Source organism: Galbibacter sp. BG1 (genome assembly GCF_013391805.1).
Lineage (GTDB): Bacteria > Bacteroidota > Bacteroidia > Flavobacteriales > Flavobacteriaceae > Galbibacter.
The window spans coordinates 2274005-2287716 of the sequence record NZ_CP058364.1 but is presented as its reverse complement, the minus strand read 5'-3'; the positions used below and the strand labels follow the sequence as shown (position 1 = coordinate 2287716).

12 protein-coding genes and 1 tRNA gene are annotated in these 13712 nt (G+C 37.9%); 6 read left to right on the top strand and 7 right to left on the bottom strand.

From position 1 onward, the window contains the following. Positions 1–13 precede the first annotated feature (13 nt). From HX109_RS10105 to HX109_RS10090, 4 genes are all read right to left on the bottom strand, one after another. Positions 14–907, bottom strand: a complete 894-nt coding sequence (locus HX109_RS10105; protein ID WP_255462667.1) for a cyanophycinase — start codon at positions 905–907, stop codon at positions 14–16. A gap of 81 nt (positions 908–988) precedes the next feature. Further along, on the bottom strand, positions 989–1933 hold the full coding sequence (locus HX109_RS10100; protein WP_178951612.1) for an isoaspartyl peptidase/L-asparaginase family protein: 945 nt from the start codon (positions 1931–1933) through the stop codon (positions 989–991). Positions 1934–2098: 165 nt separating this feature from the next. Further along, a complete protein-coding gene (locus tag HX109_RS10095) occupies positions 2099–3451 on the bottom strand; it encodes a RagB/SusD family nutrient uptake outer membrane protein (protein ID WP_178951611.1) in 1353 nt (450 codons plus the stop codon). A gap of 21 nt (positions 3452–3472) precedes the next feature. Then, positions 3473–6472 (bottom strand): SusC/RagA family TonB-linked outer membrane protein, encoded by a 3000-nt coding sequence (locus HX109_RS10090; RefSeq protein ID WP_178951609.1) that lies wholly within the window; start codon positions 6470–6472, stop codon positions 3473–3475. A 760-nt stretch (positions 6473–7232) separates the two neighbouring features. Here HX109_RS10090 and HX109_RS10085 point away from each other — a divergent pair. Both HX109_RS10085 and HX109_RS10080 read left to right on the top strand, forming a co-directional pair. Next, complete coding sequence (locus HX109_RS10085; RefSeq protein ID WP_178951607.1) at positions 7233–8924, top strand: GMC oxidoreductase; 1692 nt, start codon at positions 7233–7235, stop codon at positions 8922–8924. A gap of 3 nt (positions 8925–8927) precedes the next feature. Then, complete coding sequence (locus tag HX109_RS10080) at positions 8928–9518, top strand: gluconate 2-dehydrogenase subunit 3 family protein (RefSeq protein WP_178951606.1); 591 nt, start codon at positions 8928–8930, stop codon at positions 9516–9518. A gap of 80 nt (positions 9519–9598) precedes the next feature. On the opposite strand, the gene HX109_RS10075 is transcribed toward HX109_RS10080, so the two are convergent. Continuing rightward, positions 9599–10039: a GNAT family N-acetyltransferase gene (locus HX109_RS10075; protein WP_178951604.1), complete on the bottom strand. Its 441-nt coding sequence runs from the start codon at positions 10037–10039 to the stop codon at positions 9599–9601. A gap of 11 nt (positions 10040–10050) precedes the next feature. Next, positions 10051–10338, bottom strand: a complete 288-nt coding sequence (locus tag HX109_RS10070; RefSeq protein WP_178951602.1) for a GNAT family N-acetyltransferase — start codon at positions 10336–10338, stop codon at positions 10051–10053. Between the two features lie 143 nt (positions 10339–10481). Here HX109_RS10070 and HX109_RS10065 point away from each other — a divergent pair. Together HX109_RS10065 and rluF are read left to right on the top strand one after the other, a co-directional pair. After that, positions 10482–10557: transfer RNA gene (locus tag HX109_RS10065), tRNA-Gly, on the top strand. A 56-nt stretch (positions 10558–10613) separates the two neighbouring features. Next, complete coding sequence (gene rluF / locus HX109_RS10060) at positions 10614–11342, top strand: 23S rRNA pseudouridine(2604) synthase RluF (RefSeq protein WP_178951600.1); 729 nt, start codon at positions 10614–10616, stop codon at positions 11340–11342. Between the two features lie 82 nt (positions 11343–11424). Here the strand turns inward: rluF and pepE are convergent, their stop codons facing one another. Next, a complete protein-coding gene (pepE, locus tag HX109_RS10055) occupies positions 11425–12138 on the bottom strand; it encodes a dipeptidase PepE (protein ID WP_178951599.1) in 714 nt (237 codons plus the stop codon). A 193-nt stretch (positions 12139–12331) separates the two neighbouring features. Between pepE and HX109_RS10050 the strand changes: the two genes are divergently transcribed. Beyond that, complete coding sequence (locus HX109_RS10050; RefSeq protein ID WP_178951597.1) at positions 12332–13075, top strand: carboxypeptidase-like regulatory domain-containing protein; 744 nt, start codon at positions 12332–12334, stop codon at positions 13073–13075. 125 nt (positions 13076–13200) lie between these two features. Continuing rightward, a complete protein-coding gene (locus HX109_RS10045; protein WP_178951595.1) occupies positions 13201–13710 on the top strand; it encodes a DUF6702 family protein in 510 nt (169 codons plus the stop codon). Positions 13711–13712 lie beyond the last annotated feature (2 nt).

Genomic DNA, 13712 nt, shown 5'->3' with positions numbered 1-13712 from the left:
AATTATAGTTTATCTATTTGTTTATTAAACTGAACTTTCCACCAGGCAAAACAACTTGCGTTTGAAGGGAATCTCCACCTAGAAGTCCGTTTTCCTTTATTATTTGTGATGCCTTATTTTTAAGAACAATTACCTGAGACTTTCCTGCCACTGTTGCGGAATCACCCTCTACAATTATAGCGGTGGATTCATCGATGCCTATTGCAGTTTCATTTGGATTTTCCAATGCTACGCTCAGTAATCTATTCATACGCATTCTTTGGATAAAATGCTGATCGATAATGGCATTCTTAACCAATCCCAACCCTTCTACCAATTCCATATTATCTGCTTCGATAGTTCTAAAATCTCCCGTGTAGACAGGGTGCTTAAATTCGTCTCCAGTAATCATTTTTGCACTCATAACGGCTGCTCCTGCACTTGTACCTGCAATGGTACTTCCATTTTTGTAAGCCGATTTTATTGCATTTTCAATAGGTGTGTTGGCAACAATCTCCATAAATTTTGTTTGATCCCCGCCTGAAATGTAAATCAGTTTTGCCTTTTCCAAAGAATCAAGCCATTGTTGTGGTAGGCTATCTTTTGAAAAATTGAAACCTTTTATCTTTTTATGGGAGATACCTAGATCTAAAAACTGTTTGGAAGCGTAATACACCGCAGAATCGGGCTCACTGCTCGACATTGGAAGTATTGCTATGTAATCCTCTTTTTTAAAACTACTAATTTCCACAAGTTTTTTTATTAATTCGGGAGGTCTTTTTCCTCCGCCAATAATAAAGAGTTTTCCTTTGGCCGAATTTATCACTTCCGCTTTTTGCGGTGTATTTTTTTCGGTTTCGTTATTGCTTCCGCAGCTAACAATAACCAAACATAATACCAGCATTTTTAAATATTTGGATATTCTCATATGTTTTAGTTTATAGTATATCTATACGCAATTGTTAAGAACATCTTTTTTAATTGGTAACACGTAAGAATTGTTTAAAACTTACAATTCTTCCTCATCCCAAATAAACACCTTTTTCTCCTCATTGGTAACAAAACCACGATACATCCCACCGGAATTATAGGGCATGGTAAACTTTCCATCACTTCCCACAGCTATGAGTCCGCCTTCGCCTCCCATTTTACCTTGATGTTCGTGAATGGCTATTCTGGAAGCCTCTTCCAAAGAAAGCTTACCAAATTCCATTAAATTTGAAACCAAAGAAGCTACCGTAGCACGAATGAAAAATTCTCCTATCCCCGTACAGGAAACCGCACAGGTTTTGTTATTGGCATAAGTTCCACAACCAATAATTGCTGTATCGCCTACCCTTCCATCTAATTTATTGGTCATCCCTCCTGTGGAAGTCGCAGAGGCTACATTTCCATCCATATCGATAGCAACAGCTCCTACGGTTCCCATTTTAAGATTGGAATGATCTAAAAATATGGCATCTTCCGATAGTTTTTTGGCCTGCTCCCATTGCTTTTTCCGAAAATCGTTATCGAAGTAGTTGTTATCTACCATTTCGCAGCCCAGCTTTTCTGCTAACGCATCGGCATTGGTACCAGACATCATAACTACATCTTTATTCGCCAATAATTCCTTCGCAAAAAGAACAGGGTTTTTAACACGCTCGCTGTTGGCAACGGCGCCAGCTTGTAAATTCGCTCCTTCCATTACAGAAGCTTCTAAAAAATGCTTCCCGCCTCTGGCGTAAACAGCTCCTTTGCCGGCATTAAAATGTTCACTATTTTCTAAACTCTCTACTGCAGCGCATACTGCTTCTACGGCACTTCCTCCATTGGCCAATACTTTTTCTCCAGCAGCAAGGCTTTTCCTAAGGTCGTTTACTATTAAATTTTTCTCTTTGTCAGATAATTCATCCTGACTTATTACTCCGGCCCCACCGTGGATACACAATGAAAATTTTTGTTTTCTACTCATTCTAATTATTATAATTCAAAAAGGATTATCGCTACGTGCTGACATCCTAAAAACTGATCGATTTTTTTAAAAGTCAAGGAGCCGTTTTAGAACATGGAACAAAAAGACTCCTTGACGTTAGGTTTGGGGGTTGTAGTTTTGGGGATTTAGGTTTGGGCAGCCAATTTAATACCCGGGGTTTTGTGCAATGACACCTTTAGAAATTGCCACTTCCGATTGGGGGATCGGGTAGACTGTCCTAAAAGATTCTATCCCGAGGATATCTTCTGCTCTTCCAAGGCGAACAATGTCGAACCATCGGTGTCCTTCAAAAGCCAGTTCCCTAGCTCTTTCTTCTAAAAGAGCATCTACAAATGCATCGTAATTTGGTGCATCGCTAGCAGTAATAGGCATCTCAGGCAAAGATCGCGTTCTTACCACATTCAAGGTTTCTATAGCTGGGGTTAAGTTAGTTGGGTTTTGTCTTGCTTGCGCTTCTGCTTTTATTAAATAAATTTCAGAAAGTTTTATAAGAATGGCGTTGCCACTAACAAAATTTGGATCTGATCCATATTTGTCTACGAAAACAATCCGACCATTATCATAGTATAAATCCCCTCGAGGATCATCATCATCCAACATATTTACATAAAAATCTTCATAGTTCGCAGATATCTCTGGGGTAGAAAGCGACAAGAGTGAAGTAAGTCCGTTTCCATCAGTATCCAAAAATTGGAGTTCAAGAATAGATTCTTCCGAAGCTTTTACATCATAAATATCATTGTAATTACCATTCAATTCGTACTCGCCACTGTTAATAACTGCATCTGCATATTGCTCTGCCAAAGCATATTCCCCCTGGTAAAGGTAAACACGAGCCAGTAGTGCCTCAGCAGCACCTCTACTGGCGAAAAATTTGTTGCTACTATAATCCAACAAATCAATTGCCTCCAAAAGGTCAGTGGTAATTTGAGCGTATGATTCTGACACAGAACTCCTTGGAATAGTTAAAGCCTCTTCCGCTCCGATATAATTGGTATAGACCGGTACGCCGAATTCCGAAGACATATCGGTAAACTGCCCAAACTGTCTCAGTACGTCGAATAAACCAAGTGCCCTTAAAAAATGTGCCGCTCCAATGGCATCTGGATCATCGATTTGTAATTCCTCGGCTTTACTCAAAATTAAGTTACTGGAATTTACAAGCGCATAAGCATCTATCCAGGCACTCTCTACATATAAACTGGAAGTTGGTATTCTCGCTTCGGCCAACTGCTCAAAGCGCTCCCTAAAACCGGTAGCTTCACCAATTCCCCCCGTTAAAGCGTGAGCTAGCGTAAATTCGCCTCCATAATAGGTAGAGCTTTGCATAATATCGTACAATCCTACAACGGCCGACCTTAATGAAATATCGTCTGTAATAGCCTCTTCAGAAGGCACTTCATCGTCTAAATTCACCTCTAATACTTCACTACAACTTTGCAGCGACAGCACAAGGCATGCTATTAATGCTAAAAACCAAATATTTATATTTTTCATCTTTATACGTTTCAATAATTATTAAAATGATGTATTTAAACCAATGGTAATGGTTCTTGCCTGTCCTACGGTTCCAAAGTCTTCTCCTTGCAACACGTTAAGGTCTCCTTGGCTTGAGGTGTTTGTAGATACTTCAGGATCGAACCCTAAGTAATCTGTAATGGTAAACACATTTTGTCCCTGTACATACAGCAATAAATTGTTCAAGCCAAGCTTATCTAAAATATTCTGAGGGATGTTATACCCAAGACGTAACGTTTTCAAACGGATGTAATCTCCATCTTCTAGAAATTGTGAACTAAAACGCTGCAATTGTCCCTCTTCTGTGGAAGGTCTTGGTACGTTTGTAATTTGGCCTGGCTCCCTCCAGTAATTATTGAACACCCTTTCGCTAACCGGACCGTATGGTAAGCCTGCGTCTGTAAATCCAAAATTTTCGTATACAAATCTACTCTGGTTAAATATTTTATTTCCACCAGAGAATTGGAAATTGGCTGTTAAACTAAACCCTTTATAAGAAAAACTGTTGGTCCAACCCCCGAAATAGCTCGGTAGGGCACTTCCCGCAATTTGTCTATCATCAAAGTCTATTTCTCCATCACCGTTTACATCGGTAAAAAGAGCGTCTCCCGTTTGTGGATCAACACCGTTATATTCTATCAAGAACAAAGTACTTACTGCTTCGCCTTCTTTTAAAATATGGTTTCTTCCTATAATCTCCCCGTCATTCAACAAACTTTTAATTTCATTATCCAAAAAAGAAATATTGAAACCAGTATTCCAATTGAACTTCTCCCCTTGAATTACGTTTGCATTTACACTGAATTCCAATCCTGTATTTTGAATTTCACCGATATTTTTAAATACCGAACCAAAACCAGTTAAACCAGAAACATTGGCACTTAATAACAAATCCTCTGTTTGCTTGTTAAAATAATCTGCGGTAAAGCTTAGACGTTGATTAAACATCCCAAAATCCACCCCAACATTAAACTGTTTTGTTTGCTCCCAACCCAGGTCGCTATTTTCCAATCGATTTGGAGCTGTTCCCGGCGTTCCGTCGTAATTTGCATTTAAAGAATAGGTTCCCACCCAATTCGAACCTATTTCTTGGTTACCGGTAATACCGTAACTAGCTCTAAACTTTAAATTGGAAATGCTTTCCACATCAAAGAAATCTTCTTGGTTTAACCTCCAAGCTACAGATCCCGATGGGAAATATCCGTATTGATTGTCTTCCCCAAAACGTGATGAACCATCTGCTCTTAAGGTAAAAGAGAAGATATACCTATTATCGTAAGTGTAATTTGTTCTTCCAAAAAACGATTGCAGACCAAACTGATTCTTACCAGTAGAACTGGTGTTAATAGTTCCCGCTGCAGAAATACTCGTTGTATTATTGGTAGCGTACCCTGTACCTGATTGATCGGAGAATTGTGCTTTTGTTTCCTGTAGGGTCCAACCTGCCGTTAAATCAAAGGCATGAACCCCACCAAAAATTTTATTATAATTTAAAGTATTCTCCCACTGCCACGTAGTTTCCTCATAAGTGGCAAAAATTGCTTCTCCCGTTGGTGCTTTTCGAGATCCTACCGGGGTAAAAGACTCTTCTACAAAATTGGAATATTCCAATGAAAAAGCCGATCTAAACTTAAGGTTTGGAATCAGATTCCATTCTACAAAATTAGAACTCTGTATTCTTGTGCTCCGGGAAGTATTTATATATTCCTTGGCAATGTAAACTGGATTTTCCAACGGCCAAAATGTATTATAGTCAAAAGGATCGGTATAATTCCCTTCTTCATCAAAAATAGGTGCTGTCGGGTCCCAACCCTGGGCATTGGTTACTACTCCAAACTCATCATTTTCCCCAATAGTTCTTTCATGATCCCCTCTACTTATAAAGGTAGTGGTTCCTACACGTAGGTTATCACTAATTTTATGGTCTAGGTTCACCCTAGTACTCAATCTTTTAAACCCTTGTCCTATTTGTATTCCTTCTTGATCGTAATAATTACCACTTAAATAAAACTTGGTTTTCTCTGAACCTCCACTTACACTTACATCTAAATTCTGTGTAATACCGGTTCTAAAAATTTCGTCGTAGATATCTGTATTTACCCCATTTGAGGTGTCAATAAAATCGAAATAATCTGGACCCAGACCATCAAACTCTGCCGCAGTATTAAAGAACTCCTTAAATTGTGTACTACTGGCCATTTCTGGCACGTTGTTAATAGTAGAAAAACCAGTATAGTACCCGATATCGACAGACGTTTTTCCTTGAGCCCCTCGCTTAGTTTTTATTAAAATAACACCATTTGCACCTCTGGAACCATAAATAGAAGCTGCTGCCGCATCTTTAAGAATGGTAATGGACTCAATATCACTCGGACTGATATCTGCTATTGGGTTTGCAGGTTGGATATTACTGTTTAAAGCTGAATTATTTCTTGATACAAGAGGAACGCCATCTACAATAAACAATGGTTGGCTACTAGCTGATATGGATGAAACACCGCGAATATTAACATTTACAGCGGCGCCGGGCGTAGCCGAGGAAGAAGCAATGTTTACCCCAGGCGTTTGCCCTTGTATCGTGTTTTCAAAACTGGAAGATGGAATTTTGGCCACATCTTCATTTTTAATGGTTTGAATACTACTACTCACATCTTTTTCAGATTGAGTTCCGTATCCTACCACGACAACCTCATCGAGAACTTCTCCTTGACTCAATTGAATTTGATAAGTGTCTTTATCAGAAAGTTGAACTGTTTTAGATTCATAACCTATATAAGATACTTCCAAGGAAGTTGTGGTCTCTGGTACATCGATGGAAAAATTTCCGTCGAAATCCGTCACAACCCCTGTTGAAGAGTTAGGCACAACTATATTGGCACCCAATAAGGGCTCTTGAGTGTCTTGATCTACAACAGATCCCGTGATTACACGTTGCGAATAGGAAGCTGTCGCCACAAAACACATCAACAAACAAATAATTAAATAATTTGGTAGTTTCATTTTTTAGATAGTTTGATTAAAATTTTGATGAAATACTTACGTATAAGGCAATAGTAGCCCAGGCGCTTTAAAAATATTAAAGCACTAAGAGAACATTTTAAAGGATTGATTTAACAATCAAAAATTGGCTGAAGACCTTTTAAGGTAAGCGACTTACATAAAAGGTTTGGAACTGTGGAGTAATTTAAATTTGTGCGATACATATTAAATGATATTACAACAAAATATTCATTAAAAATTTAAGGGAGGTACTGAAAGCTTTTAAAAAACTTCAGTTAAAAATCAAAAAATGGGAAATACGGGTAGATTTAACAATCAAAAATTGGCTGCAAACCTTGTAGTGTAAGTGGCTTGCAATAAGAAACGATATGTTCTTTACCCTGTTTCAAAATCTATTGAAGTGTTAAAATTTTTAATAAAAATAGTCAAAAAATATTAAATCGCAACAAAAGTTTAACTTTTTGCTCTCTTTTTATTAATTTAAAATTAAAGCGATATTCATTTTAAGGAAAATTTAATATGAATAAAAAATAGTTTCAAATTATCAAAAACGACTTATTGGCTCCGATTAAAATAACTAATTTACTGAAAGTTAGCTGATATCATTTTAAGCACCAAGAGCTACAACCATCAAAACCAGAAATACAATTTGAATGTTTTAATGGTATTCCAAAGTTAAATTAAGTTATGGTTATATTAACTATAAGTATTTTATTTATATATTTATGGACACTAAACTAACAAACAAATCTCAAAATTAATGAAAGATACACCACAATATGATGCCATAGTTATTGGTACCGGTATTAGTGGAGGATGGGCCGCTAAAGAACTTTGTGAAAACGGACTCAAGACACTGGTATTGGAAAGAGGAAGAATGGTAGAACATTTAAAAGATTACCCAACCATGAATAAAGATCCATGGGATTATGAGCTTAAAGGCGCTCTTACCCCACAGGAAAAAGAAGAGCAGCATGTACAGCACCGTGTTGGTTGGGCACCAGACAAAAGTAATAGACATTTTTTTGTAAACGACCTTAAGCACCCTTACAACGAAATAAAGAGATTCGATTGGATTCGAGGTTATCAAGTTGGTGGAAGATCGCTAACCTGGGGAAGGCAAAGTTACAGATGGAGTGATATAGATTTCGAGGCTAACCTTAAAGACGGTATTGGGGTGGATTGGCCAGTTCGATATAAAGATATTGCACCATGGTATGATAAAGTAGAGTCTTATATTGGTGTAAGCGGAAAAAACTTGGGTCTTAAACAACTTCCCGATGGAAAATTCCTCCCCCCTATGGATTTAAATTGTGTGGAGGAACACTTGCAACAAAAAATTTCTGAAAATTATGACGACCGTTTGTTAACCATCGGTCGAGTTGCCCACATTACAGGAGACAAAAGTTTTGAAGGCAGGGGCACTTGCCAATCTAGAAATAGATGTTCCCGTGGCTGCCCGTTTGGAGGATATTATAGCAGTAATGCATCTACCCTTCCAGCAGCCGACAGAACCGGCAACATGACCCTTAGGCCTAATTCCATAGCCTACGAAATTATCTATGACGAGGGCAAGGAAAAAGCTACTGGTGTAAAAATTATAGATGCGGAGACCAAAGAAAAGCACGAATTTTCTGCGAATATTATTTTCTTGTGTGCTTCTGCCATAGCATCAACTTCTATTTTAATGCAATCTAAATCGAATAGATTCCCGAACGGAATGGGGAACGACTCTGGAGTGTTGGGAACCAATATCATGGATCATCACTACCGTTTAGGGGCCAATGCCAGTGTGGAAGGATATTTAGACAAATACTATAAAGGCCGCAGGCCAAATGGAATTTACATTCCACGATTTAGAAATTTAGGAGGCGACACTAACGCGAAAGATTTTATACGAGGTTATGGATATCAAGGCGGTGCCGGCCGTGGCGATTGGACAACCTCTGTAGCAGAAATGAGTTACGGAAAAGATCTAAAGGAAAACATCATGGAGCTCGGTGGATGGCATTTTGGTATGACCGGTTTTGGTGAAATGCTTCCGTACGATGATAATAAGTTTTCTTTGAACTACGAAAAACTAGATGATTGGGGACTCCCAACTTTAGACTTTGAAGTAGAGTTTAAAGAGAATGAATATAATATGAGAAAGGATATCGTAACGCAGGCTGCCGAAATGCTGGAAAATGCAGGTTTTAAGGATGTTACCACCTACGACGATCCAGGTGGGCCTGGACTCGGAATCCACGAAATGGGTGGCGCCCGTATGGGTAAAGACCCAAAAACTTCTGTGGTAAACAAAAACAACCAACTGCATGCGGTACCCAACGTTTATGTTACCGATGGTGCCTTTATGGCTTCCGCAGCATGTCAAAATCCGTCGTTAACCTATATGGCATTTACAGCTAGGGCCGCTAATCATGCAGCAAAAAACTATAAAAAAATCAGCTAGAAAATGGAAAGAAGAAAAGCACTTAAAAACATAGGGTTATCGTTTGGGTATGTTGCCGCTACTCCGACACTTTTTTCGATACTTCAAAGTTGTAAAAATGAACCCGATCTAGATTGGCAGCCCAGTTTTTTTACGGAAGCACAAGCATCCATGGTTAATACAATTACAGATCTTATCCTTCCGAAAACAGATAATCTGCCTGGAGCAAAAGACCTAAACATTCCCATGTTTATAGATCTAAGTTTCAAAGAACTCCTCACTGAAGAAGAGAAAAAGAACATAAAGAAAGGAGCCGAAGAAACCGTTGTTAAATTGGATAATGATTTTTCTGAAAAGTCCTGCGACTCTTTACTTGCCTCCTATTTAAATGCCCCTGCCGATATTCAACAAAAATATCTTACGAATATTCGTCAAAATAATTTTGATGCCGACGCCCTTATCTACAATTTCTTAATTAAAGTGAGGGCCAACACCGTTTGGGCATTTAAAGAAAGTGAGTTTATAGGGGAGCAAGTTCAAGTGTACGAACCGGTGCCGGGTCCTTTTCACGGATGTATCGATTGGGATAAAAAGATTGGATATTCCCTTTCGTAGAAGGCTATTCATTTCGCATCTTGACCCTTATGCTTCGCCTATCCAAAACTGATAGAAGTCAGTAGTTAGAGTTGCCGGGACTAAAGCATCTTTTTGATCATTACAAAATGTTTTCCAATACCGGGTACGAGAAATGATTTCCCATATTTTTCGTACCCCATTTTTTCATAGAACAACACCGCCACTTCGCGGGCATTCAACCAAATAAACTTGCCCCCTCTTTCCAACATCAAGGTTTCCGCTTTTTTCACCATTACCTCGCCGATTCCCTTGCGCTGATATTCCTCTGAAACTGCCATCCCCCTTAGTTGATATTGCGCTTTTTCCTTGAAATTATCGTTGCTGTTTTTTATAAAGGTTACCGTACCTGCCACTACATCATCTATTACAACACCCACGTGGAATGTATCTTTTAACGAATCTTCAGGAAAGATAGCCGAGTCGAAAGGTTTTCCTTTTCTTAAAACCGGATGCCGAACCGAGTGTGCTTCTTCGGCGCTTATTTCTCTTACTTTATACAAAACTTACTAATTTAAACGAGTACATCTTGATATTCTTTATTTTCTTGAATCTTTGCTTTGGCGAAAGGACATAACGGTATTACTTTAATATCTTCTGAACGGACATATTCAATTAATGTTTTCAATAATTTTTCACCAATGCCCTGTCCCCTTAAGGAATCGTTCACTTCGGTATGATCTATAATTATTTTATGGCTCCCAGCTACAGAATAAGTCATCTCTGCAACTGCTTTCCCTTCTTTTTCCAAATAAAATCGGCCTTTACTTGCCGACGACTCCTGCTTTATATCGTTACTCATGGTTTATTTTCTTTTATTCCCCATAAAGTTAGCACAATTAACCAAACTGTTCGAGTGGGAATGCAAAATTGTAATGAAAAAAATTAGAATTTGCTTGGAAAGAATTTAGTAGTTTCTTTATATTTGCCTCCACAAATAAAAATGCGGGAGTAGCTCAGTTGGTAGAGCGTCAGCCTTCCAAGCTGAATGTCGCGAGTTCGAACCTCGTCTCCCGCTCCAAAAGCCTAACACTATGTTGGGCTTTTTTTATGGGAAATACGTACCTTTAAAAAGTCATGGAAAAGCAAGTAACACGCATTAATAAATATTTAAGTGAAGTTGGCTACTGCTCGCGAAGAGCAGCCGATAAACTTATTCAACAACGCAGGGTATCTGTTAATGGAGCCATTCCAGAAATGGGAACAAAGGTAAGCTCGGAAGATGAAATACGGGTAGATGGGAAGCTTATTGTAGAGCCAAAAGAAGACTTTGTATACCTCGCATTTAACAAACCTGTAGGGATTGTTTGCACTACAGACACACGCGTGGAAAAGGATAATATCATCGATTTTATAAATTATCCAAAGCGCATTTTCCCAATAGGTCGACTAGACAAACCCAGCGAAGGGCTTATATTTCTTACCAATGACGGTGATATCGTAAATAAAATCCTACGAGGGCGCAATAAACACGAAAAGGAATACATAGTTACGGTAGATAAGTTTATTACAGATGATTTTATAAAACGGATGAGCAATGGAATTCCCATTCTCGATACCATCACCCGAAAGTGCGACGTAGAAAAGATTGATGCCAAAACCTTTAAAATTATCCTTACACAAGGCTTAAACCGACAAATAAGGCGTATGTGCGAATATTTAGGCTACAATGTTACTTCGCTAAAACGTATTCGCATTATGAACGTCACCTTAGATATCCCCGTTGGAGAGTACCGAGACCTTACAAAAAAAGAACTTCAGGAAATAGAGCGCTTAACTGAAGAGTCGAAGAAGACGTTTGAATAAAAGGAAATCGTGTAAATGGTCCCAATTTAGAAAAAAAGCTTTTTGCTATCAATAAATATTAAACAGACAGCAAAACTTCCTTCTAAAACCGCAACTCACTTCCACTCTCGATTTCATAAGCTGGTTTGGTTTGCTCAAAAACACGAGCTTTTAGCTCCCCCCTTAGAAAAATTCGGTCACCTTTTACTTCCAGCCAACTCCCTTCCCGGAGTCCAACAACGGGCTGTGGGTTTATTTTATGAAACTCATTTATTCTAGTTTCCCTAGTCTCACCCATGTGCTTATTTCCCGGGACAGGATCTAAGTAATGCGGATTAATATTGAAAGGAATAGCACCCAAGGTTTTAAAACTGGGCGGGTAAATTATGGGCATATCGTTAGTGGTTTGCATGGTAAGCCCGGTTATATTAGCACCTGCACTGGTTCCAAAATAAGCCAGCCCTTCAAAAATACGTTGCCTTAGAAATGGCATCACTTCAAATTTGTACAGTTGCGAAACCAATAAAAAAGTATTCCCTCCCCCAGTAAAGACCGCCTTTGCCGTTTCCAACGCTTCAATCGGATTATCGAAAGTATGTAGGCCTGTAATTTTCTTTCCTATTTCAGCAAAAGCCTTTTGTGCAATTGCGGTGTATTCGTCGTGAGAAATACCTCCAGGTCGCGCATAGGGAACAAAAATAATTTCGTCCGTATCTTTAAAAAAATCAGCTAAGGTAGGTTTAATATAGCCCAAATATTTTCCTCCATGGACGGTAGAAGTACTCGCAATAATTAATTTTTTTAATGATGGTTTCATATACGTTGCAATTAGATTTTTCGTAAATTTATATAAAAACAGGCAACTCAAAAAAAGACTTAAAGGTGATTAAAAAATAACACATCGCTATTGGAATCTATTCGACTTTAAAAAGTAGTTTAACAAAAATTTACCTACTGTTTCTTGTTGGTTGCCAAGATTACCTCTTAATTTATAATTTCAAAACTACACCATGCAAAAAACGACACTTATATTATTTTTGGTTGCCGTATTTCCATTTTTTGCTCTTTCTCAAGAGCAAAAACCCCAACTTTTAAAAGGAAAAGTTTTATACGGAAACACTAGCGTTGCCAATGAAAACGTTATAAATATTAATACTGAAAGGGCTACCATTACCAATGATAATGGAGAATTTGAAATTTTGGTAAACAAAGGCGACAAACTCGCGTTTACAGCGCTTAATTACCAATTTAAAACCGTGGAAATTACCGATCAAATTTTAGAAAACAAACGTCTAGTGGTTACCGTAGACGAAAAAGTTACAGAACTGGATCAAGTTATTATCACCCCAGAAAACAGGGAGGCTTACCTAAAGGTTAAAAACGAAGAGTTTAAACAAGTGGATTATGATACCGATAAAGCAACCCCGGTAACAAATTATGCCATTCCAGTAAGTCAGCGAGGGATGCAGTACGGTATCAATTTTGTGAATATTTATAAAGCTATTTTCAATTCTAACAAAGAAACCAAAACCACTCGGGAAATTAAACCAAGTGAAGTACTTAGACAGGTTTATGAAGATGAGTTCTTTGTGACAGATTTGAAAATCCCTCAAGATGAAATCGATGAGTTTTTGTATTATTTAGATGATAAATTACCTTCTCAAGCCCTACTGAAGAAAGACAACGAATTTGAGTTAATTGATTTTTTAGTAGATGAGAGTAAAGACTTTAAAGCCTTAAAAACTTCAGAATAACAAATCTATCTATCCTAAAAAACTTGTTTTGAATCATAAATGTTAAAGATTTTATAGAGGGCAACACATAGTGGCCATGATTGGTTATTTTTGTAAGACAAAACATCGCGTTTAATTATAACTGCATGCAATCCTCAAAAAAATACTTCATCCTTCTTTTTATCCTTCCACTTCTAAGCTTTGGTATTTTTCATAAGTTTTATGTAAGTGTTACCGATGTAAAATATTCCGAAGAAGATCAAGCCTTACAAATAATTTCCCGTTATTTTATTGACGACATGGAAAAGCTTTTAAAGGAGCGTTATGGGGTTGACACCAAATTAATGACCAAAAAAGAGCTTAAAAACGCCGATTTCTATATAGAAAAGTACTTAAGGGATAAATTTGTGGTACGCATTGACGGAGAAGAAATAGCATGGAACTTTATAGGAAAGGAATACGACGTAGACGTTATGAAATGCTACTTGGAAATTCCCAAAATGAAGCCTAAAAAAATAGAAAGTATAAGCATTCAAAGCCGTGTGCTATTCGATCTGTATCCCGAACAACAAAATGTAGTTCATATATCGGTAAAAGATGAGAAAAAGAGTTTTATGCTCGTAAAAGAGAATGATAAAGCTTTGTTAAAATTGTAACG